Consider the following 23192-nt stretch of genomic DNA (forward strand, 5'->3'; position numbering starts at 1 on the left):
AATGTTTCTCAAACCACTCAAAAAGTTAAATGCATGGCTTCACCTTTGGCTTGGTTTAGCCTCAGGTGTTGTAGTCGTGATATTGGGAATTACGGGTTGCGTATTGGTTTTTGAGCAGGAAATTAAAACTTTAAGTTCTCCCTGGTTGTTTGCTGAAAAGCCGGCAGGGAGAGCTATATTGGCACCATCTAAAATTTACCAATCGGTTAAAAAACAATTGCCTGGGAAGGAAATTCATTCCGTTTGGTATCACGGTGAAAATAAGTCTGCTATAGTAAGTACAAATTCAGATTCTGTCGTTTATGTAAATCCTTATACGGCAAAAGTTATTGCAATGGTACATCATGAAGATTTTTTCGAATTTATAGATGATGGGCACCGGAGGCTTTGGCTGCCTGATAAAATTGGGAAACAGGTAATTGGTTGGTCTACCTTTACATTCTTCGTTTTATTAATCACCGGACTGATATTGTGGTGGCCAAAAAAATGGAACAAAACCGGGAAAGACCAGAGTTTCAAAATAAAGTGGAAAGCCAGATTTAAAAGGGTTAATTACGATCTGCACAATGTATTAGGTTTTTATACTTTATTATTTGCCCTGGTAATGGCCACTACAGGACTAATTATGAGCTTTAGCTGGTTTAATAAAAGTATATACTGGTTAACCGGTGGGGTTGGTAATCCACGCAAACAAACTACCGAAGTGTTTAGTGCGGCACCCAATACTATACTTACAAATGTAGATCAGGTTTGGTTAAAAGTTAAAAATACAATTGCACTTTACAATAAAGATCAGATTATCGTTTCTTTTCCTGACGAGGTCGATGAGCCGATTTATGCCTGTACCGATATGATTAATGGCTATTGGAGAGATTTGTATTTTAATCCATCTACACTTCAGTTAACCCGATCGGCCGGGAAAAGATTATCAGAACTTGCTTTTGCCGATCAGGTTAGAAAGTTAAACTACAGTTTGCATGTTGGTGCATTCGCCGGTTTGCCGAGCAAGATTGTTTTTTTTGTTGCGAGTTTAATCTGCGCCAGCCTGCCGATTACCGGATTTTATATTTGGTGGGGCAAAAAAAGGAAGAAACCCAAAAAGAATAAAAATATTCCAGAACCCTTAAACGCTTAATTTATGTACAGATTCCTCTCCTTTGCTTCAGGTAAAAACCCTGATGTTAGTAAGCTATTGCCTTATTTTTTGCTATTTTTTATGTGTTTCTTTACCAGTAAAACCGTTTTGGCACAATCCGATCCGGCAATTAACGGTGTTGTAGTGATGGAGAATGGCACCCCTGTTGAGTTTGCTTCAGTAGCCTTGCAGGATGTAGAAGGTAAGGGCATTAAAGGAACCTTAACAGATTCTCTGGGCCGCTTTTCTTTCCCTGCGCTGCAACATGGGAAATACCGCGTTAAGATCTCGAACATGGGTTACATCACCCATCAAACCGATATTATTCAGATTACTGTCCAACATAGAATTATTGGCCTGGGCAGGTTGAAATTAATAGAAGATACCCGTAGTTTAAACTCGGTAAACATTTCGGTGCAGAAAAAAATAATTGAACAAAGCATTGATAATATGACCATCAATGTTGAAAACAGTATCCTGTCAGAAGGGAATACCGCATTAGAACTATTGCAAAGAGCACCTGGTATTAAGGTAGATGATGAAGGTAAAATTTCTTTAAAAGGAAGGGTCGGGGTTAATGTAATGATCAATGGAAAGTTCACTTACCTTTCGCCTGCAGAATTAAGTATATTGTTAAAGGGCACAAACTCGGCATCGGTTTCTAAAATAGAAATTATGGCCAATCCCTCTGCCAAATACGATGCGGCAGGTAATGCCGGTATCATCAATATTGTGATGAAGAAAAGCCAGGTGAAAGGAATGAACGGATCGGTTTCTGTTAACGGTGGGGCAGGTAGAAAAGCTCGATATGGATCGGGCTTTAGCCTTAATTATAAAAATGCAGGCTTTAATGTTTATGGGAGTTACAATTATGCCTATCGCGGCGAAACAGAATATCTTGATTTTAGCCGAAGGTTTTACACAAATGGGATTGTTTCAGGTAACTACGACCGCATTTCAAATCAGCATACCGAAACCAACGAACCTTTAAATACTAATAATTTCAGGGTAGGAATGGATGTGGATTTAGATCCACAGAATACCATCGGCTTTTTAATAAATGGTAACATTGGTAAATATCTGCATGATAGCAAAACAAGCAATATCCTACAGAACCAGGACGGAATTGTTCAATCTGATATGGCCACTACCAATTACGATCAGCAAAATTGGAGTAACTTAACCTACAACCTTAATTACCTGCATAAGTTTAAAAAGGAAGCCAGAACCTTTAGTGCCGATGTAGATTTTGCCAGCAACAGCTTTACTTCCAGGTTAAATTTAGATACCTATACCGCAGCTAATCCATCAACTCCTCCGCAAACCAGCAATAGAAAAGGTTACGTTCCGGCTAAAACCGAAGTGTATGTGGGCAAGGCAGATTATACCGATCAATTGGGTAAGACCATAAAAATCGAGACTGGTTTAAAAAGCTCTTTTATTACTTCTGACAATAACCTGGTTTATCAAAATTTAACAAACGCTGCCTGGGTATATGATGCTGCAGGTAGCAACTATTTTAAATATAAAGAACAGATTCATGCCGCTTACCTAAACCTTAACCATGAATTTAAAACCTTTACTGTACAGCTGGGCTTAAGGGGAGAATACACCCATACTTTGGGTAATCAGGTTACTACCGGCTCGGTTCTTAAAAGAAATTATTTTCAGTTGTTTCCAAATTTGGCGTTAAATAAAACTGCAGGCGAAAACAACCAATTTCAGTTGGCCTATAGCCGAAGGATACAAAGACCCGATTATGGCGATTTAAACCCATTCAGGGTATTTAGAGATCCGCTTTTATACTACGAACGGAATCCATATTTAACGCCAGAGCTTACTCAGAACATCGTATTAAGTCACATTTTTAAAAGCAAGTACACCACTGTCTTAAATTATAGTAGAACTACCGATGTAATAACCTGGGTGTCGGGGCAGATTGATAACCTGAATACTACTTACGAACGCCCACAGAATCTGAAAAGTCTGGTGAATTATGGTGTCAGTTTTACTGGCCAGACTGATTATTTCAGCTGGTGGACGGCAACAAATTTTGTCAATATTTACGATAATATTTACCGTGGAGGTGAAGATGCAGAAGAATTTAAGAACAGCCAGGTTAGTTTTACAATCAATACCCAAAACTCATTTAAACTTGGTAATGGCTTTAGTGCAGAATTAAATGCATATTATAATTCAAAATCAGTTTATGGTATTTCTACCGAAAAGGCCTATCACGCTGTATCAGCAGCGTTTCAAAAAAAACTCTTAAAAGATAAAGCCAGTATAAAGCTTTTGGTGAACGATATTTTTCAATCGAGTCAGTACAAACAGGTAACCAGGTACCAGAATATTGATATGTACAGCCATGTAAATGTTGATGGGCGAAGGGTAATGCTTTCATTTTCTTGCCGTTTTGGTAATTCTTTCAATGTAAAAGAACGCAGAAGTGGAAATGATGATATCCAAAACAGGGTGAAAGGAGGGGGATAGTTCTCTTATTTCTCAAATTAATCAAAACCATATTCCTTTATGTCGGTTGAAATAATAGGACTTAAGGAAAGTGATATGGAAAAAAAAGATACTAAAACACGTTTGATTAATGAAATTACCACTACAGGATTACAAAGTGCTGCTAAAAAACTGGGTACTTCAGCAAGCAAAAAACAGATTAGAAAAGGTGTTTCAAAAAACATCAGTTTAATAGATGAGCTATTGCATATTGCTTTAATCAAAAATAAAGATTCATCGAAAAGGGTGCAGCGCAATATTGAGTTTGTTGGCCTGGGCATAATGGCAGCGCATACTTTTTATCGTGGTTTTAAAAAGAAAAAAAGGTTATTGATATTCGAAGGGATTTTTCTTACAGCTGCTCTTGGAGGAGTACTTTTAGGTTCTCAACTTAAAGCTCTGAAGTAAAGAATTAATCCGTTGACACCCTTTACTAAATAAGCCTGAAGGCTGTTTTTGTGGCTGGAATTAACAGCTACGTAATAATTAGATCAATTCTGGTCATCTAGTCATTAATGAGCTGTAAAAATTAACTTTCCAGCTCTTTCTTGCAGTTTATTTTTAGCATATTTATATGACACTTTTTAGTCAGAAAATTGCTCAATTTATATCATCCATATAGCAATAGAAATTTTCTCTTAAACATTTTAAAAATCAAAGAATGGATTTACAATTAAAGCATAAAACAGCTTTTATAAGTGGTTCTACAGCTGGGATCGGATTCGCCATTGCTGAAAGTTTATTAAAAGAAGGCGTAAAAGTAATTATCAATGGGAGGTCGCAAAGCAGTGTGGATGATGCCGTGAAGTCATTGCAAGATATTGCCGGGAAAGATTTTGTTTCAGGCATAGCTGCTGACTTTTCGAAAGCTGATGAAGTAAGTAAACTGATTGATAAACTTCCGGAGATCGATATACTGATCAATAATGCGGGGATTTTTGAACCCAAAGCCTTCGAAGATATCAGTGATGATGATTGGTTTAGGTTTTTCGAAGTCAACGTAATGAGTGGAATCAGATTATCGCGGCAACTATTCCCCAGGATGTTAAAGAAAAATTGGGGCAGGATTATTTTTATCTCCAGCGAATCAGCAGTGTTTATTCCGGATGAAATGATCCACTATGGTATGACTAAAACTGCACAGCTGGCAGTTAGCCGTGGTTTGGCTGAACTAACCAAAGGTACTGAAGTAACCGTCAATTCAATTTTGCCTGGTCCTACCAAATCAAAAGGGGTTGGTAGTTTTATTGAAGATTTAGCTAAAAATGGAAACATTACTATTGCTGAGGTAGAAGCGGATTTCTTTAAGAACATGAGGCCGACTTCATTACTGCAACGCTTTCTTGATGTAAGTGAAATTGCAAACGCAGTTACTTTTTATGTAAGTCCATTAGCCTCCGGAACCAATGGGGCAGCCATTAGGGTAGAGGGCGGTTTAGTAAGATCGATATTGTAGTGTGTTATAGATACTTTCAGGCTGCGCTTACTGATAAGAATGTATTCAGTTAATTAAGGACGCTATCTTTGATTTCCAATTTATCTCATTATTATCCAGCATGCAGGAGAGCTTTATCAAACTGAATAAGAATAGTTTCACTAAGACTATGGTTTGTTAAATCGGATTTAAGGTTAAAAAAAAATATTAATGTCGCAGAAATTAGAAGTTTGGCAACGAGGGCCGCTGCCCGAAATTATGCCGATGTTACAGCCTGTAGCACACGCCTTATTGCAGGCAAGAGAAGAGATTAATGATTATATGCTCGATTTCCCAGTCGAACTGCTTTGGCAACGCCCCGCCGGGATGGCATCTACGGGTTTTCATCTTCAACATTTAAGTGGGGTGCTTGATCGGGTATTTACTTATGCCAGGGCCGAGGGCCTTTCTGAATCTCAATTTGCACAGTTGGCTGAAGAAGGTAAAGATTCAGCAGAGGGATATACCGTAGCAGATCTTGTTAACCGTTTCAATAAACAGGTAGATCTGGCCTTAGTGCAAATCAAGAGTACAAATGAATCAACACTGGCCGATTATAGGGGAGTAGGGCGCGCAGGGCTACCTTCAACAGTTATTGGCTTGTTGTTCCATGCAGCAGAGCATACCATGCGCCATGTAGGGCAATTGATGGTTACCGTAGCCGTAGTTAAGAATAATAAGTAAATTTAATTATCTGATAAACAGTTATATCACTCTAATTTCATAAAAGATAATTCACTACTGCCATAGTGTTGTCACCAGGCCTGTTAAATTTGCTGAATGATTAAAATAATTTATGGATCACCTTAAAGTAGCTGCCACAATCAATCCCCACATTTTTAAAGATGGATATTACCAAAAGATTTGACCGGATACTACAGATATTTTTTCTATTGCAGTCTAAATCGGTAGTCACTGCTGAAGAATTACAAAAGCGTTTCGAAATCAGTTTAAGAACAATTTACAGGGATTTAAAAGCATTGGAGATTGCAGGTATTCCGATCGTAAATGAATCAGGATCTGGTTATTCAATTATGGAAGGCTTTAGGCTACAACCATCCAGGTTTAGTCAGGAAGAAATTCTCAGTTTAATGGTTGCCGAAAAAGTGATGCAGAAACATGAAACCGAATTTGTTAAGAAACACTTTGAGGCGGCACTTATCAAAATAAAAAGTTCTTTTCAGGTGCATCAAAAAAGAGATTTCCTGCATTTAGAAGATACGATACATCTTAAAAACAACTTTACATCCAATGATTACCTGCCCAACATTATCGATGTTTTACTCAATAGCACTTTAAAGAAGAAAATAACCCATATCGATTACCTTAAAAGTGGCGATATTCACACGGTAGGCAGATCTGTAGAACCCATTGGCGTATTCTACGAACACAGTCTTTGGTATCTTTTAGCTTATTGCCATCTAAGAAAAGATTACCGCAATTTCAGATTAGACAGGATTAAAAAGGTTTTGGTGCTTGAAGAAAAATTTACCATTGCACATCCGCCAATTAACGAATTCAGGGATAAAAGTTTAACTGAAAATGTGATGAAAGTCGAAATTAAGGTAGACAGGAAGTATGCCCATTTTCTATATTGGGAGCGGCAGATTTTCGGATTTACAGGCGAAGAAATTTCAGATGATTTTGTTATGATGTATTTTGACTGTTCCCTTGCTGTGGTTTCTTTTGTCCGCTGGTTTGTTAAATTTGTTGATGTGGCCGAAATTATAGAACCAGCCCATTTAAATAATGAACTGGTTGAAATAATGGAATCTGGTTTAAAAAGGATAAACAATAAAAGAGTTATTTAAGCTCTTTTATTGTTTAATATCGATCCCAGAAAAATGGGGGCTCAATACCTAAGGCTCTTAAATATACAAAGCCCTGGCCGCGGTGGTGTATTTCGTTATCAATGAAATATAAAAGGTGGCTAATTATCGAAAACTCGTACTGCCCGAATAATTTAATTGTTTCGTGAAGCTGATCTTCAGAGATTTGGTTAAAGTATTCCACAATTTTTGGGGTATCTTCATCCCATTTATTCAGGATCTCTTCCTTGGTATTAAGTGGAAGATCATGACTAAAAGGTACTGTTTCCCTCGTAACCATTTCTTTTAAACCAGGAACATCAATCGATAATAACTCTTTAATTAATGCTGAAAAGGGTCTCATTCCACCGATAGAAAATTCGAATAATTCTTTTTCAGGAAATTTTTCGATGGTTTTTCGGGTTAGTTTTCTGTGGCCTAACCAATGTTGTAGTAATTCGCTTTTAGTAATCATAGTTGCTGACATCTTGTTATGTTATTTAATACAACAAAGCTAAAACTGGCCTATGACAACTGTTTGTCAGTCGAAAAATGACATATAATTTTTTAAAATTTCTATTTAATACTGGTTTAAGAATAGTTTTTGAGTTGGCGTACCTTTATTAATGAGGCTACCGATAGTTGTGGTTACTCAATGCTGTCCTTTATTTTAAACCTCTTTCTTTTAAAAGATTTTCTAATTCTTTGTGATCGTATTTCGAATTATTAGCCAGTTTATAAATAAAAAATAAAGGGATGATTGTCAAAAATCCTAAACTATTTTTCATCACGCTGTAAAATATAACGCCAGCCAGAAAGCCTATTAATATTGCATTTGTTATAACTGCTGATTTCCTTTTTTTTGCTTCTTGCAACAGTTCCTGGTCAGTTAACTCAGATAGTGTTTTATGCTCCATTTTTGGTTTATCTAGATCATTTTTAAAGGGTATTCATTCCCTTAGCGAATACTCAAATATAAATAATAGATGCTACTGGTAAAACATAGATTGCGTTTAAAATCCTGCGTTATTAATTTGGTTAGCTAAGGGCTTGTAAAAATAGCCATAAACATAACCAACATTATTTACCCAATAACTGTATATATACGTAACGCATTAAGCCGAGCTGGGGAGATTGATGGATAAGCCGATTAGGGAAATTGTTTTAGGGCTTTTAAAATTTGATGAAGCTGGGTGTTTGGATAACAACAAGGCTTCCTTTGAAAGCTAATTTCATTGGATAAAAAACTACCACTCGCTTTCTAACATTTTATCGATAACCCAAGGCACCATGGTTTCAATTTCAATCTGGATCAAATCATTTTTATCTTTAAAATAGGTTAGATCATCGCCCTTCATAAAACCGATTTTAAAAGAATCTGTAATAGGATTTAGTTTAATTGTTTGTGAGCCATTAAGTGAGAATAAACAATCAGTGCCTTCAAAGTCTCCTTTAAAATGAAATATTACACTATAGCGATGTGTACCGTCGTTTTCTTTACACATTCGCCAAACCTCACTTTCTTTATGGTAATCTACACCAAGTTGATTGAATAAATGTTTAACCTGTTCTGGGAATATGTTATCTCTATTCTGAATATAATTCAAGCAGTCATTACAATTACAATCCTCCGCACTACCATTTTCAACGACAGCATAGGTTGATTTTGTACTTTCATGATCGACAGTTAAAACCCAATCTTTAAATGTAAATACGGTTATTGGTATCATAGTCTAATTCTCCTTTCTAGCATTAGGTTGGTTTGTTAGTGATATGTGGTTTTAATTATTTAAACCACGCTTTTCGGTTTTCTAAACGTTCTAAAAAATCGGTAAAGGAAATTCCTATTTCAATATGTGCTTCTTCCTCGATTAGGAAGGGAGATAACACAATTCTTACACTATTATCATTTAATTGTTCTATTGCAATGTACTCCCCGCCACCATTTCCCCCAATTGCCAATGTGTTTGGTAAGTGTTCGAAAATTTGATAGTCGGTGTTCATTTTAATTACATCGTCGAAGTCCCAAAGCCTAACATATTGCTCACCAATAAAACCTTCAAGTTCCAAATAATTTAGAGCAAAAGTTTTATAATCGTTAGGAAGTTTGAAGTTTATTATTCTTTCAGATTCCTCAAAAGTAGTCTTTGGTTTGTTGATCCGTTTGGTAAAATTATATTTTGTTAGTATTTCTTCAAACCTTTCCATACAGATAGATCCTGATAGTTAATTTAGTTTCACAAGATATTAATTTTCATCGGGAATGGTTATCCATTAATAATTATACAAGTAGTTTTTCAACCACAAAACAGAACAGGCTTTTAATAAAAGCAGGCTTTATGAATTAAAAACATTAATCATTACATTTGCCCTTGGTGAAAAACTTTGTATTCCTTTTTTCTCTTTATCTGATCCTTCTGGGCCTAATGCCCTGCCAGGACAAGGAAGATATGGTTTCCAAATCTCACACCGAAAGCTTTGTGCACAGCGATCAATCAAAATCTGGGCATATGCATGGTGAATCCTGTCCACCATTCTGTAGCTGTGCCTGCTGCTCGGTCGGTCAGCACTTCCCATCCGAAAAGGTAACAAACCTTATTGTTCCGACATTCCGGAAACCATACCCGGTTTTCCAGTGCTCAGCATTGAAAAAACAACCACTCGATATTTGGCAACCACCTAAACTCGTTTAATCAATCTTTCATTTCATGGCGATTTTCATGAAGAGGATGCTATTTACACGCATATTTTGCACCATAAAGTGTAATGATGCCTGCTATTTATTAATTTTTGATTTAAACGAAAATGCTGAACAGAATAATACAATTCTCCATCAGGCAGAAACTGCTGGTGGGAATTATGATGCTGGCGCTGATTGCCTGGGGTATATACTCCCTTAGGCAGCTGCCTATAGATGCCCTTCCAGATATTACCAATAACCAGGTTCAGATTATTACTTCCTCGCCAAGCAACGGCGCAGAAGATATTGAGCGCTTTGTAACCTACCCGGTAGAACAGACCATGGCCACTATTCCCGGAATAGAAGAAATCCGTTCCTTTAGCAGGTTCGGCCTTTCAGTTGTGACAGTAGTGTTTAAGGAAAATGTAGAGATTTACTGGGCTCGCCAACAGGTAAGTGAAAGGCTTGCCGAGGTAGAAAGGGCCATTCCGAAGGGGATCGGCACACCTGAGATTGCGCCATTAACTACCGGACTTGGAGAAATTTACCAATATGTAATCCACCCTAAAAAAGGATATGAAAAAAAATATGATGCCACCGAGCTGCGCACCATTCAAGACTGGATTGTTCGTCGCCAGCTCCTGGGCGTAGAGGGTATAGCAGATGTGAGCAGCTTTGGAGGGTACCTTAAGCAATATGAAATTGCCCTCAATCCCGACAAGCTCAGGAGTATGGATATATCCATAAGCGATATTTTTAAGGCGCTTGAAAAAAACAATCAGAACACTGGCGGATCTTACATCGATAAGAAGCCAAATGCTTATTTTATAAGGAGCGAGGGATTGATCAACAGTATCGAAGACATTGAGAACATCGTTGTACGTACCAACGAGAATAGCATTCCCGTGCTGATCCGAAATGTAGCTGAAGTAAGGATCGGTGCGGCTACCAGATATGGTGCCACGACCAGAAACGAGGAGGGCGAGGTAGTAGGTGCGGTAGTGATGATGCTAAAGGGTGCCAATTCTTCAAAGGTTATCGCAAACGTAAAAACCCGGATGGATCAGATTGCAAAGAATCTTCCGGAGGGCGTGGTTATCGAGCCATTTCTTGACCGCACAAAACTGGTAGACAGTGCCATTGGCACGGTGACCAAAAACCTGGCAGAAGGGGCATTGATAGTGATCTTTGTACTGGTACTGCTTTTGGGGAATTTCCGCGCCGGATTAATTGTGGCCTCGGTTATTCCACTTGCCATGCTTTTTGCCATATGCCTGATGAATCTTTTTGGCGTCAGCGGAAACCTGATGAGCCTTGGAGCCATAGACTTCGGGCTAATCGTAGATGGAGCAGTAATTATAGTAGAGGCATCTCTCCACCATCTGGCTATTCGAAAAAACAAAAACAGGCTAAGCCAGCAGGAGATGGATGCAGAGATTTTTGAATCTGCTTCCAAGATCCGTAACAGCGCTGCTTTCGGCGAAATCATTATACTTATCGTTTACCTCCCGATTCTGGCACTGGTTGGTATAGAGGGCAAGATGTTCAGGCCAATGGCTCAAACGGTGGCTTTTGCTATCCTTGGTGCTTTTATCTTGTCGTTAACTTATGTGCCGATGATGAGTGCACTTTTCCTGAACAAAACCATCAGCACCAAAAGGAATATCTCAGACAGGATTATGTCCTTTTTTCAAAGGGTATATACACCAATGCTCAATTTCGCACTTCGGGCAAGGTTGGCCGTTGTGGGCGTTGCAATAGGGTTATTTGCCATTTGCCTTATTATTTTCAATTACCTGGGCGCCGAATTTATTCCCACGCTAGAAGAGGGCGACTTTGCTGTAGAAACCCGGGTGCTTACCGGGAGCAGCCTTTCACAAACCATTGAGGCGGCTACACGGGCTGCAAAGGTATTAAAAGCAAATTTTCCTGAAGTAAAAGAGGTCATTGGGAAGATTGGCTCTAGTGAAATTCCTACCGACCCCATGCCTGTTGAAGCCTGTGACCTGATCATTATCTTAAAAGATAAAGGAGACTGGACAAATGCTTCGACGAGGGATGAGCTTGCTGGAAAGATGCAGGCCAAATTGGAACAGTACATTCCTGGGGTTACTTTCGGGTTCCAGCAGCCCATTCAGATGCGCTTTAATGAACTCATGACCGGTGCCAGGCAGGATGTTGTCATCAAGGTTTACGGAGAGGATTTTTCAAAACTAAGTGCCTATGCCGCTAAGATAGGTGCTATAGCCAGAAAAATCGAAGGTGCCCAGGATGTTTACGTGGAACAAGCTTCAGGACTTCCACAGGTGATCATCAAATTTCATAGAGAGAAAATTGCGCAGTTCGGACTGAATATCGAAGATGTGAATACGGCTATCCGCTCAGGTTTTGCCGGGGAGGTTGCTGGCCTTGTGTTCGAAGGTGAAAAACGGTTCGATATGGTTGTCCGCCTGGAAAAAGAAAACAGGCAGTCGCTTGAAGATGTAAAGAACCTGTTTGTAACTGCACCCAATGGCAATCAGATTCCGCTGGAACAACTGGCTGACATCCAGTACAGGGAAGGGCCAAACCAGATCCAGCGCGATGATGCAAAGCGGCGGATCACCGTTGGATTTAACGTGAGAGGAAGGGATGTGGAAAGTATTGTAAAGGAAATTCAGCAGAAGATTGATGCAGAGGTTAAGTTTTCACCAGGATATTATCCAACATTTGGCGGCACTTTTGAGAACCTGCAGGCTGCCACTAAAAGATTGGGTATTGCCGTACCACTGGCTTTATTGCTCATTTTATTATTGCTTTATCTTACTTTTTCATCAATTAAACATGCGCTTTTAATTTTTACCGCAATTCCACTATCGGCCATAGGTGGCGTATTTGCCCTATGGGCACGGGGCATGCCATTTAGTATCTCAGCAGGCATAGGCTTTATTGCGCTTTTTGGTGTGGCCGTACTAAACGGAATCGTGCTGATCAGTGAATTTAACAGGTTAAAAAAAGAAGGAATGAACGATATTCTCGAAATTATCAGAACAGGAACTTCGGTTAGGCTTCGTCCGGTTATTATGACGGCCCTTGTAGCCTCTCTGGGCTTTCTTCCAATGGCTATCTCAGGCGGAAGCGGGGCTGAAGTGCAGCGCCCATTGGCAACGGTTGTTATCGGTGGACTAATCTCAGCAACATTGTTAACCCTTTTGGTGCTTCCCGTGCTTTATATCTGGGTAGAAAAAATGGGCAGAAAAAAGGTAAAAATAGCTCCGGTAACGGGAATAATTGTAGTGTTTGTTACGCTGTTTGGATTTCAACCTGCTAAGGCCCAGACCCCATTAACCCTTAAACAGGCAATATCTTCGGCGCTGGAAAACAACAGGGCGATTAGCGGGGCTAACCTTGGTGTAGGGTTGCAACAGGCACTCAGGAAAAGCGCTTTCGAAATGCCTAAAACTGAAGTGTCTATGCTTTACGGGCAATACAATAGTCTGGTTAAAAACGACAACAACTTTACCGTTTCGCAAAGCATTCCCTTCCCAACACTTTTCGCCGCAAATGCGGCATTAGGTGATGAACGCATCAAAGCAGGCCAGCTTCAGGTCGCTTCAAGTAAAAACGAACTTATTTATCAGGTTAAAACAGTTTACACCAATCTTCAGTACCTATATTCGAAAGAGAAACTCTTGCTGGAGCAAGACAGCATTTATAAGGGGTTTGTAAAATCGGCTTCGCTAAAATACAAAACGGGCGAGGGTAACTTGCTTGAAAAGGTAGCCGCAGAGACACAGCTTAAGGATGTACAAAACCTGCTCGATCAGGACAGGTCTGATATCGAAATTTATAAAACGCAGTTGGCTACAATTCTTGGCAAAGACGGTCTACCTGTAATAGCCGACAAATTTTTAAGGGAAACGCCCGAGATTTCGGTCGGAGATACAGCGCTTTTAAATGAAAATCCAGCCATTGCCTACTTCAGGCAGCAGATTGTGATTGCCGAAAAACAGCGGAAGGTAGAACTTGCCAAAGCATTACCCGATTTCACATTGGGTTATTTCAACCAGTCGCTAACTGGTTTTCAGAACGTTAATGGAAATGATGTTTTCTTTGGTCGTGACAAACGTTTCCAGGGCTTCCAGGTAGGGCTTTCTGTCCCGATATTTTACAGATCCTATTCAGCAAAGGCAAAGGCCGCATCCATTAACAAGGATATTGCTTCGAACGATCTGGAACTTCAGCAGCGAAAACTAACAGGTCAGTACCAGCAGGCATTGGGCGAATACCTGAAAAACAGAAAACGTTACGACTATTTTATTACTTCGGCCTTAAGCAATGCGGCACTGATCTTAAAAAATAGCCACATCGCCTACCAGAACGGAGAAATAGGTTATTCGGAATACCTGTTAAACCTTAAACAGGCGAACGGTATTTATGAGGGTCGGCTGATGGCCCTGCTCCAGCTAAGTCAGAGCATCAACCAGATAGAATTTTTAACCGGTAATAACCAATCACTTTAAGCATTAATCTCATGAGATCTTTATATAAATATTTTATCCTGCTATCCTTTCCATTTTATCTGGCTGGTTGCGGCCGTCCAGGTACAGAAAAGGAACCTGAAAAAGAAACCGTTCACGAAAAAAGCGATATCATAACCCTTACCCCAGAGCAGCACAAGCTATCGGAAATTACCCTGGGAGATATCGAACTGAGGGAATTAAGTGGAACAACTAAAGTAAACGGGATGCTCGACCTCCCACCACAAAGCCTGGTGTCTATTTCCACGCCGCTGGAAGGGATTGTAAAAAGCACCAATATGTTGCAGGGAAAACGTGTAGCAAAAGGGGAACTCGTAGCCGTAATGCAGAATCCGGAATTCATTCAGATGCAACAAGATTATTTGGATTATAAAAGTCAACTGCAGTTTTTAAAACAGGAGCTCGACCGGCAGGAAGAATTGGCAAAGGAAAATGTGAATTCTAAAAAAGCACTACAGAAAGCAAGGAGCGAATACCAGAGTGTAAGTGCAAGATTGCTGGGGCAGCGTTCAAAACTTTCCATTATGAATATCAGTTTTCCGGCACTGGAAAAAGGAAAGATCCAGACAACTTTTAACCTCTATACACCAATGGCGGGTTATGTTACACAGGTTAATACCAATATTGGCGCCTTTGCCAGTACAACCGATGTACTTTTCAAGATCGCAGATACCGAGCACCTGCATGCAGAGCTTACCGTATTTGAAAAAGATGTCCCCAAGCTTAAATTGGGACAGAAAGTCCGCTTTGTACTGGCCAACGAGGAAAAGGAACGTATGGCTACGGTTTACCTCATCGGCAGGGAAATCAGTAAAGAGCGTACCGTGCAAATTCACTGTCACCTGGACAAGGAGGATACACAATTGCTTCCAGGCATGTACCTTAAGGCCTATGTAGAAAGCGGAATGAACAAAGTTGAAGCACTCCCTGATGCCGCAATTGTTGAATTTGAAGGCAAAAAATTCGTGTTTATAGATCAGCCTGCTGCTAATAACAGTAATATTTACCGATACAGAATGATGGAAGTAAAAACAGGAGTTGCCGAAAATGGTTATACCCAGGTTTCTTTTGCCGGGCAAATTAATAATGCGAAGGTGGTGATCAAGGGCGCTTACGATCTTTTAAGCAAAGTAAAGAATGCCGAAGAGGAAGGAGAAGGCCATTAAATAAGCACCGTGGTCATCAGTCTGAGCGAAGTCGAAGACTTATTGAGATTGATAAATTGCAAATAAATGCCTTTCGACTACGCTATCAATGACAGGCTCTAAAAAAGAAGGTTGTCATCCGATAGCTAGCTGAGGTGAGAGGAACGAAGAAGCAATCTATGCAAAAGAAGTTTTATTGAAGAGACTTATAGAGCCTAAAACCAGAGAAAGGTTCAAATGGTAAAGCAAAGCTGAACTTTTTAGGCCATAACGGCAAGATTACCTATAGTCTGCCAAAATAGAACGGCAAAATGAACCTTGAGATTTAAATAGACCAAAGATACCCCACCTTTTTAGTTGGTAAGGCGGCCATTGTTCATTGGTTTTTTCCTTTGCTAATATACATTGTCTTACGGTTAACAAGGGTTTGTTAAACAGTTCCGGCTGCAAGAATGGTAATATCATCTTCAATATGTACAGATGTTGCCAATTGCCAAAGGGCTATGCATTATTCAATTTTAGGCGTTTAGCTTAACATGTGACATGAGAATATAGTAAAGCTTTCCCATTTTCTTTTGATAACAAAAATCGTAACTTGCAGTAGACCAAATATACAAGCATGCAGTTGTTATTGCCATACGCTGACCCAACGAAATATCTGCAGGAACTGACCACAAAGTATGGTTTCTCCTCAAGAGATACCTGGTCGTCCAAGAGCATCATCCTTCCAGCGCATATGGGCACTGGATTTGTCCAGGTTTTTATCAAAAACGATATCCATTTTTTTCGTGGCATCTGGGATTTTAATGAGCCTACGCAATTTTATTCTCCTGACCCGGTTGGGCAGCGAGGGTTGATCGATTTCCGGATCAGCAATGAAGACCAGCTCTTACATTCCGCTGCGCTGGAAGGCGCTAAGAAATTTGGCTGGGAAATTACCCGTGTTGATGGAATACGGTTTTTTATTCCGGAGGGATACTTTACAGGAAGTATGACAGAGTTAAGCAGAAGGTTTCATAGCTGCGCACATCATCCCCAGGTTAAACAGCTCATCAAGCAGCTCTTTGAAATTTCCGCCCGGGATTTTTCCAATACCATGCTCCTGGACGCCAAATTGACGGAATTTATATATTACCTCATCCGCCATTTAAGTCAGAATGGAATAGACCCTGCTAATGGCGATGGTCTTACCCAAAGGCGTCTGGATAGTATAAAAGAAGCACATAGCCGGATCATGTCTAACATGGACACCGAAATAAGCGTTTTACAGTTGAGCCGTTGGGTTGGGCTGAATGAGTGTGATCTAAAAAGGGATTTTAAAAAAGTATACGGACTCCCGATCCGTCAATATATTATTCAACAAAAAATCCAGATGGCAAACCTGTTGGTTGCCGAAAACCATGTTGATCTTGCCGAGGCAGCAAGGAGTTTGGGCTACACCAATATCAGGTATTTCGAAATGCTTTTTAAACGTTATTACGGTAAAATATAGAAATTCCCGTTTCGACTGAATTAATTCCCGTTTCGATTTTTATAATGCATGCATAATAATTAGTTTCATGTCAGCAAGCAAAACTTGCCGCTAACCAAATATTTTTATGCTGAATTTATCTGTGCTTTTGGAGGATAGTGCCTCAAGATTCGGGACCCGTTCGGCTTTCAGCTCCGGCAGTAGTGATTTTAACTTTCACCAGGTAAATGTGATGGCCAACCAGCTGGCCAACGCACTTAAAAAACTACGCATCCGGGAAGGTGAAAAGGTGGCCATGACTTGCCCAAACTGCATCTGGTTTCCCGTTATTTATTACGCAGTGCTAAAAACAGGCGCTGTGGTGGTTCCACTGAATATCCTCCTTAAATCTGATGAAATAAAATACCACCTTCAGGACTCCCAGGCAGCATTTTATTTTTGTTTTGAAGGAACTCCTGAAATGCCAGTTGGGAAATTAGGTTGGAATGCTTTTGAGCAGGTACCTGGCTGCAGGAATTTTGTTTTGATAGGTGCTAACAAGCCTGCTCAGAAAGGAAGTTATACATTGGCTGAACTGATGGCCGGGGAAGATGAAGACTTTGATAACTGTATTACCGATGCAGAAGATACGGCTGTGATTATTTATACATCGGGAACTACAGGAAAGCCAAAAGGCGCAGAACTTACCCATATCAATCTTTATTGCAATGCCGTTCTCTCTGCTGAACTGTTTTCCCTTTCCCAAACAGATGTTCAATTGATTGTTCTTCCGTTATTCCATGTATTCGGCATGACGGTGTTAATGAATGCGGGCCTTTACAGGGCAGCCCATGGTATTCTTTTGCCACGGTTTGATGCGAAAGATGTTATCGAAAATATCAATAAACATCAGGTAAGCATTTTTGCAGGCGTGCCCACAATGTACTGGGTAATGGCCAGCTATATCCATCCCGAAATTACTGACCAGCAGGTGAGTAATGCTTTGCGGATCTGCATTTCTGGCGGAGCTTCTTTGCCACTGGCTGTGCTTGAGGATTTTGAGCAAAGGTTTGGCGTTCAGGTGCAGGAAGGATATGGGATGAGCGAAGGCTCCCCGGTAGTCACCTTCAATGATCCAAAGATCGGGCGCAAACCCGGATCCATTGGTACCCCGGTTTGGGGAGTGAGCGTAAAAATAATAGATCCTGAAGGTCGTGAGGTTGCAAGCGGTGAAAAAGGAGAGCTGATCTACAAAGGACATAATGTGATGAAAGGCTATTTCCGAAGGCCATTTGAAACACGTGAGGTACTGCGCAACGGCTGGCTGCATTCTGGTGATATTGCCATAAAAGATGACGATGGCTTTTATTTCATCGTTGACAGACTAAAGGATATGATGATCAGGGGTGGGATGAATATTTATCCCAGAGAAGTAGAAGAGGTGATTATGAAGCATTCCGCAGTATCGCTTGCCGCTGTTGTGGGGGTGCCGGATGATAAACTTGGTGAAGAAGTAAAAGCATTCGTTGTATTAAAAGAAAACCAGCAGAGCTCTGAAAAGGAGATCATTGATTGGTGCAGGGCGATGCTGGCCTCTTATAAATGTCCACGTTATGTGGAATTCAGAAATGTGTTGCCCTTAACCGCTACTGGAAAACTGTTAAAAAAAGAACTGAAAAATAATTGATAATAATGAAAAAGGCCACCCTGATAAAATTGCTTATTTTTTTTCTGCTGGGATCAATGGATGCCATGGCACAGCAAGATACCGTAAAGCTCAATGATGTAAAATATGGAGGTTTTGAACGTAACCTCATGGATGTTTACCTTCCACCAGGCCGCACACCCAAAACTCCTTTTGTGATCCTGATCCATGGCGGGGCATGGGTGCAGGCCGGCAAGGAATATGTGAGGGATTTTCAGCAGTATCTGCTCGGTCAAGGTATTGCTTCGGTTAATATTAACCACAGGTATGCTAATGATTCCACAATTCATTATAAACAGATAATGGAAGATGTGAACAGCGCGGTAAAGTATTGTGTAGATCATGCTGGTCAATGGAATACCCGTGCGGATGGTTTTAGCACAGCAGGCTTTAGCTCGGGGGCACATCTGGCACTTTTGTATGGCTATACCGCACAAAGAAAAATAAATGCCATAGTAGATTTTAGTGGCCCTAATAACTTTACCGATACCGCTACGCTGAATTATTGTGTAAAGACAGGGCTGATAGGGTTAGTGGAAAAAATTACCGGCGACCGCTTTACAGGTGTTAGCCATGTACCAGAAAGTTTTTCGTTGGCAAGTCCATACACCCATGTTAAAAACATCCCAACCTTCATTGCGCATGGAACCATCGATCCGGTAGTAAAGGTTACCCAGTCGCGGCAGCTTGCCGAAAAACTTCAGCGTATGCATATTCCTGTGAAATTTATTGAAGTGGAAGGCCTGGCGCATGATCTGGACAAAAAACCTCAGGAAAAACTAAAATTATACCATGCAGCTGCTGCATGGCTCAAAAAATATGGACAAAAAAGATAAAAATATGAACAGAATAAGCACACTGTCCCTGGTCATGCTTATGGCAGGTACGGCCGTTTTCGCACAGCAGACAAAAAAGCAGAAAAACACAGTTAAGCCACTTACTGCAGCAGAGGTGAGTACCCGCTTATCGCCGGAAATCAAATTACTTGCCTTCGGGCCGGTTTCAAAACTTGATAGTAACTTTATTGCCAATGCAAGAAAAGCGGATAAGGCACGCCCAACGCCTAAGCTGAAAAACGCAGACAGTGTAGAAATCTCAGACCTGAATATACCAGGGCTGGAAAAAGGCGATCCACTGGTACCTATACGGGTTTACCGGCCAAAGTACGCGAGTGGGAATGTTCCATTGCTGGTCTGGTTTCATGGCGGAGGTTTTATAGCGGGAAATCTTACCAGCGATCACCAGGCTTGTGCTACGATGAGTATCCGCTCCCAGGTAGTGGTGATATCGGTCGATTACAGGCTTGCCCCGGAAAATGTATTTCCGGCCGGGGTAAATGATGGTTATTCCACCCTGCTCTGGGGTATTTCAAACGCAAAAACTTATGGGATAGACACTGCTAAAGTTGGTGTAGGTGGCGGAAGTGCCGGAGCGGCAGTTGCAGGAAGCATCGTACTTAAGGCCAGGGCAGAAAAAGGCCCGAAAATAAAGGCCCAACTGCTGGTTTTTCCTCCCGCTGATATGGACACCACCCATGTATCGGTAGTAGAATTATGGAATATACCGGGCATTAAAGGCGCTGACATGACCCGCTACCTAAAATATTATCTTGGGGAGAAACAGTATAAAAATGTTCCTGAACATGCACTGCCCGGGTTGACCAAAAACTTAAAGGGCCTGCCGCCAACCTATATTTTAACCTGTGGTGTCGACCCTTTGAGAGATGGTGCACTCTTATATGCACAAAGACTTATCGATGCGGGAATATTTACAGAGCTGCACAATTACGCTGGTTATCCCCATGGCTTTGTTCCTGAGCGGGCAAATACAGAACTCTACTACATGGCAAAAAAACTACTGAACCAATAATATAAACTATCGGTTATGAAAAGAAAATTACACAACAATCTAAATTCTGGAAAGCTTTTTATGCTTTTGGCGATGTTGCTTTTTGCTGGTATATGTAACGCGCAAACCAATACCTTTTCTGGTAAAGTTACCGACGAGCAGGGAAATGCTGTTCCTGGTGCAAGTATTAAACTGAAAATAACCGGACGAAGCACTACTACCGACCAGAACGGTGAATTTGTTTTTACCAATCTCAGTGCCCAGAAGGAAACGGCAACTATTTCTTTTTTAGGTTTCACAACCCGGGAAATAGCTTTGTTCGCCAATCTTAAAGCGGTGATCAGGATGACAACATCGGTGAATACTATGGATGAAGTGGTGGTTACCGGGATGTTCGATAAGCGAAAACGTATTGATGCCTCGGTTGCAATTACCACCTTAAACAGTGCACAGATTGAACGCACTGTACCGGCAAGTGCTGCTGACCTTCTAAAAAATGCGCCAGGCGTATTCGTCAATTCATCAAATGGAGAGATCAGGAACAGTGTCGCCTCACGAGGGATCACTGCAGGTTCGCAGGACGGCAGTTTCGGGTATGAATACGTTTCGATGCAGGAAGATGGAATCCCGGTAACCAATATTACCTATTTCAGTTATGGACCCGATTTCTTCCTCAGGCCAGATGCAACCCTGGCCCGTTTGGAAGCCGTAAGGGGAGGAACCGCCTCTGTTACAGCGGCAAATGCGCCCGGTGGGATCTTTAATTATGTTTCTAAAACCGGAGGGAACACCTTTGAGGGTGAAGTCAGAACCAAATATGGCTTTCAGGGAAGTGATGGCGGTAATCCACTCGCACGTGTTGATCTGGACCTGGGCGGGCCGATCAAAGATAACTGGTTTTACAATATCGGTGGTTTTTACCGGTATGATCAAACCGGTCGCTATCCGGGCTATCCCCTTAACAAGGGCGGGCAGATCAAGGCAAACCTTTTAAAGAAATATAAAACCGGTTCCTTAAAAATAATCGGTAAATACCTTCATGATAAAAACGGATACGCCCAGTTACTGCCAACCAACAGTTTCTCAGACCCAAAACCAAGTGAAGGATTCGATATATTTTCAACGATCCTGATGCCTAAATTTGATTTCACCTCTCCACGTTACATCGGAGCGGGTGATATCTCATTAAATCCAGCTAATGTGGTAGAAAGCAAATATAAATCGATAGGGGCCTTATGGGAACAGCAGCTCGGCAAAGGCTGGTCACTCAGCAATGCTTTCCGCTACTCCCGGAATGATATCAATTACAATACCACAAACGGCTCGATTATGAGCGGCACAGATTTTAGCAGTTACTTTCTGCTTTCAGGGATGACCGGGCTTGGATTTGGGAACTATTCGTTTAAGGATGCCAAAACCGGAACTGAGCTGATGAGCATTAATGCGGCACCTGGGCCGGGCGGTCTGCCAGCATACTCGATCGTTAAAGATGTATTGCCAGGACAGGGCGTAAGCCCGCATTCCCTTTATTTTTCTGTGTTGGGTGGTTATGAGAACCAGGTGAATGAAGTGATCAATCAATTCGCTGTTAACAAAAAACTTAAAAATATGAGCTTTAACGCAGGGATGTATTTTGGAAGATCGAAAGCCCACCGCTTCTCCGGAATTAACGGAGTTGCTTTGGCTACCATTGAAAACCGGCCAAAACTGGTAAACCTTACCTTTACCGGCAGCACTTTGGGAGGCACCACTGGGGTGCATCAGGTGACCAATGCTGAAGGAATTGCACAGGCTAACGGCGACACAGGCGGCTTTCTTGATTTTAGCGTAACGCAGGCACAATACGCCTTTTTCTTCAGCCAAACCTGGAGCCTGACCGATAAACTGACCTTTGATTGGGGAGGAAGGTACGAAACGCCCAAAGTAGAGGCACATAACCAGCGCACATACTTTAAAACAGGATTGCAGGGCGGAACGGATAATGATCCGAAAACATTCTTCAACAATAATACCCTTGATCATATCAGCTCGGTAGAATTTGAAAAAAAATTAAATACTTTCTCTTTTTCAGGCGCACTCAACTATAAGTTCGATGACAATACAGCCGTGTACACCCGTTACTCAAGAGGTAAAAAATCGCCGGATATGGATGTATATTTTGCTGCCAACAGGCCGGAAACTGTGGCTCTGCTAAATCCTGAAGTACGTACCACCGAACAGGTAGAACTTGGCCTGAAAGCCCGCAGGAAAGATCTTGATTTATTTATTACGCCTTTTTACAGCATGTTAAGCGGAGTGCCGAACGGTTCGGTTTTTACCAATGCCGATGCAACACTTTATACCACGCCCTCCCTATATAGCAAGTACCGCACGTTTGGGATAGAGATAGAAGGCGATTATAACCTAACCAAAACCTTAAGCCTGAGGGCTGTTGCAACCTTTCAGCGTTCAAAAATTGTGGAGGCAGAATATTGGGTAGCCAATGGTCCCGGAATAGCAGATGATACCAAAATATCTTATTCAGGTAACGAAACAGACAATAATGCCAGGATCATATCACGCATTACACCCACTTATCACAACGATAAACTCTATCTTTTTCTCACCTGGTCTTATCTTGGCAAAAGACAGGCCAATGCTCCTAACGTGTTTTACCTGCCTTCCTTCTCCAATTTTGATCTCGGCGCAGGATACAACCTCACGCGTAAAATAACTTTGAGCGCAAACATCAATAACCTGTTCAATAATTATCAGGTAATGAGCTGGGCCAGGCCCGGAAACCTGTTAACGCAGTTAAGCGGGGCAGGAAGTTTTAACAAGGCACAGTTTGATGCCGCGGTAGCCAGTAATACACCTTATTTTACCATTTCCAATCCACCAAGAGCCTATTACTTAACTGCTTCGTACAAGTTTTAA

Annotated in this window: 17 protein-coding genes; 13 read left to right on the forward strand and 4 right to left on the reverse strand. The window is 41.1% G+C overall.

Annotation, left to right across the window (positions count from 1 at the left end):
• Position 1 precedes the first annotated feature (1 nt).
• The 6 genes from ACUN24_RS08840 to ACUN24_RS08865 all read left to right on the forward strand — a co-directional run bounded on the left by ACUN24_RS08840 (position 2) and on the right by ACUN24_RS08865 (position 6931).
• The gene (locus ACUN24_RS08840) at positions 2-1135 is read left to right on the forward strand and encodes a PepSY-associated TM helix domain-containing protein (protein ID WP_445562153.1); all 1134 of its coding nucleotides are present in this window, start codon (positions 2-4) and stop codon (positions 1133-1135) included.
• Between the two features lie 3 nt (positions 1136-1138).
• Positions 1139-3628 carry an outer membrane beta-barrel protein gene (locus tag ACUN24_RS08845; RefSeq protein WP_445562154.1) on the forward strand — a complete coding sequence of 830 codons (2490 nt, stop codon included), beginning with the start codon at positions 1139-1141 and terminating at the stop codon, positions 3626-3628.
• A gap of 39 nt (positions 3629-3667) precedes the next feature.
• Positions 3668-4054: a hypothetical protein gene (locus ACUN24_RS08850; protein ID WP_445562155.1), complete on the forward strand. Its 387-nt coding sequence runs from the start codon at positions 3668-3670 to the stop codon at positions 4052-4054.
• A 253-nt stretch (positions 4055-4307) separates the two neighbouring features.
• Positions 4308-5102, forward strand: a complete 795-nt coding sequence (locus ACUN24_RS08855; RefSeq protein ID WP_445562156.1) for an SDR family NAD(P)-dependent oxidoreductase — start codon at positions 4308-4310, stop codon at positions 5100-5102.
• A gap of 189 nt (positions 5103-5291) precedes the next feature.
• On the forward strand, positions 5292-5804 hold the full coding sequence (locus ACUN24_RS08860; RefSeq protein ID WP_445562157.1) for a DinB family protein: 513 nt from the start codon (positions 5292-5294) through the stop codon (positions 5802-5804).
• A 161-nt stretch (positions 5805-5965) separates the two neighbouring features.
• A complete protein-coding gene (locus ACUN24_RS08865) occupies positions 5966-6931 on the forward strand; it encodes a helix-turn-helix transcriptional regulator (protein WP_445562158.1) in 966 nt (321 codons plus the stop codon).
• 13 nt (positions 6932-6944) lie between these two features.
• Here the strand turns inward: ACUN24_RS08865 and ACUN24_RS08870 are convergent, their stop codons facing one another.
• The 4 genes from ACUN24_RS08870 to ACUN24_RS08885 all read right to left on the reverse strand — a co-directional run bounded on the left by ACUN24_RS08870 (position 6945) and on the right by ACUN24_RS08885 (position 9136).
• Positions 6945-7415, reverse strand: coding sequence for a DinB family protein (locus ACUN24_RS08870; protein WP_445562159.1), 471 nt, complete (start codon positions 7413-7415; stop codon positions 6945-6947).
• Between the two features lie 178 nt (positions 7416-7593).
• Positions 7594-7845 carry a hypothetical protein gene (locus ACUN24_RS08875; RefSeq protein WP_445562160.1) on the reverse strand — a complete coding sequence of 84 codons (252 nt, stop codon included), beginning with the start codon at positions 7843-7845 and terminating at the stop codon, positions 7594-7596.
• A 330-nt stretch (positions 7846-8175) separates the two neighbouring features.
• The gene (locus ACUN24_RS08880; protein ID WP_445562161.1) at positions 8176-8658 is read right to left on the reverse strand and encodes a hypothetical protein; all 483 of its coding nucleotides are present in this window, start codon (positions 8656-8658) and stop codon (positions 8176-8178) included.
• 55 nt (positions 8659-8713) lie between these two features.
• On the reverse strand, positions 8714-9136 hold the full coding sequence (locus ACUN24_RS08885) for an SMI1/KNR4 family protein (protein ID WP_445562162.1): 423 nt from the start codon (positions 9134-9136) through the stop codon (positions 8714-8716).
• A gap of 597 nt (positions 9137-9733) precedes the next feature.
• Between ACUN24_RS08885 and ACUN24_RS08890 the strand changes: the two genes are divergently transcribed.
• The 7 genes from ACUN24_RS08890 to ACUN24_RS08920 all read left to right on the forward strand — a co-directional run bounded on the left by ACUN24_RS08890 (position 9734) and on the right by ACUN24_RS08920 (position 23192).
• Positions 9734-14110 (forward strand): CusA/CzcA family heavy metal efflux RND transporter, encoded by a 4377-nt coding sequence (locus ACUN24_RS08890; protein WP_445562163.1) that lies wholly within the window; start codon positions 9734-9736, stop codon positions 14108-14110.
• 11 nt (positions 14111-14121) lie between these two features.
• A complete protein-coding gene (locus ACUN24_RS08895; RefSeq protein WP_445562164.1) occupies positions 14122-15294 on the forward strand; it encodes an efflux RND transporter periplasmic adaptor subunit in 1173 nt (390 codons plus the stop codon).
• A gap of 598 nt (positions 15295-15892) precedes the next feature.
• Positions 15893-16765: a helix-turn-helix domain-containing protein gene (locus ACUN24_RS08900; protein WP_445562165.1), complete on the forward strand. Its 873-nt coding sequence runs from the start codon at positions 15893-15895 to the stop codon at positions 16763-16765.
• Between the two features lie 106 nt (positions 16766-16871).
• Positions 16872-18410, forward strand: a complete 1539-nt coding sequence (locus ACUN24_RS08905; RefSeq protein WP_445562166.1) for a long-chain-fatty-acid--CoA ligase — start codon at positions 16872-16874, stop codon at positions 18408-18410.
• Positions 18411-18415: 5 nt separating this feature from the next.
• The gene (locus ACUN24_RS08910) at positions 18416-19264 is read left to right on the forward strand and encodes an alpha/beta hydrolase fold domain-containing protein (RefSeq protein WP_445562167.1); all 849 of its coding nucleotides are present in this window, start codon (positions 18416-18418) and stop codon (positions 19262-19264) included.
• A gap of 4 nt (positions 19265-19268) precedes the next feature.
• The gene (locus ACUN24_RS08915; RefSeq protein ID WP_445562168.1) at positions 19269-20297 is read left to right on the forward strand and encodes an alpha/beta hydrolase fold domain-containing protein; all 1029 of its coding nucleotides are present in this window, start codon (positions 19269-19271) and stop codon (positions 20295-20297) included.
• Positions 20298-20312: 15 nt separating this feature from the next.
• Entirely contained in the window at positions 20313-23192 is a 2880-nt protein-coding gene (locus tag ACUN24_RS08920; protein WP_445562169.1) for a TonB-dependent receptor, read from the forward strand.

The organism is Pedobacter sp. WC2501 (assembly GCF_052682415.1).

Coding starts and splice junctions, on each gene's coding strand:
- ACUN24_RS08905 (WP_445562166.1), top strand. CDS start 16,872: ATGCTGAATTTATCTGTGCTTTTGGAGGATAGTGCCTCAAGATTCGGG.
- ACUN24_RS08915 (WP_445562168.1), top strand. CDS start 19,269: ATGAACAGAATAAGCACACTGTCCCTGGTCATGCTTATGGCAGGTACG.
- ACUN24_RS08855 (WP_445562156.1), top strand. CDS start 4,308: ATGGATTTACAATTAAAGCATAAAACAGCTTTTATAAGTGGTTCTACA.
- ACUN24_RS08860 (WP_445562157.1), top strand. CDS start 5,292: ATGTCGCAGAAATTAGAAGTTTGGCAACGAGGGCCGCTGCCCGAAATT.
- ACUN24_RS08890 (WP_445562163.1), top strand. CDS start 9,734: ATGCTGAACAGAATAATACAATTCTCCATCAGGCAGAAACTGCTGGTG.
- ACUN24_RS08885 (WP_445562162.1), bottom strand. CDS start 9,136: ATGGAAAGGTTTGAAGAAATACTAACAAAATATAATTTTACCAAACGG.
- ACUN24_RS08875 (WP_445562160.1), bottom strand. CDS start 7,845: ATGGAGCATAAAACACTATCTGAGTTAACTGACCAGGAACTGTTGCAA.
- ACUN24_RS08845 (WP_445562154.1), top strand. CDS start 1,139: ATGTACAGATTCCTCTCCTTTGCTTCAGGTAAAAACCCTGATGTTAGT.
- ACUN24_RS08920 (WP_445562169.1), top strand. CDS start 20,313: ATGAAAAGAAAATTACACAACAATCTAAATTCTGGAAAGCTTTTTATG.
- ACUN24_RS08850 (WP_445562155.1), top strand. CDS start 3,668: ATGTCGGTTGAAATAATAGGACTTAAGGAAAGTGATATGGAAAAAAAA.
- ACUN24_RS08910 (WP_445562167.1), top strand. CDS start 18,416: ATGAAAAAGGCCACCCTGATAAAATTGCTTATTTTTTTTCTGCTGGGA.
- ACUN24_RS08880 (WP_445562161.1), bottom strand. CDS start 8,658: ATGATACCAATAACCGTATTTACATTTAAAGATTGGGTTTTAACTGTC.
- ACUN24_RS08895 (WP_445562164.1), top strand. CDS start 14,122: ATGAGATCTTTATATAAATATTTTATCCTGCTATCCTTTCCATTTTAT.
- ACUN24_RS08865 (WP_445562158.1), top strand. CDS start 5,966: ATGGATATTACCAAAAGATTTGACCGGATACTACAGATATTTTTTCTA.
- ACUN24_RS08870 (WP_445562159.1), bottom strand. CDS start 7,415: ATGTCAGCAACTATGATTACTAAAAGCGAATTACTACAACATTGGTTA.
- ACUN24_RS08900 (WP_445562165.1), top strand. CDS start 15,893: ATGCAGTTGTTATTGCCATACGCTGACCCAACGAAATATCTGCAGGAA.
- ACUN24_RS08840 (WP_445562153.1), top strand. CDS start 2: ATGTTTCTCAAACCACTCAAAAAGTTAAATGCATGGCTTCACCTTTGG.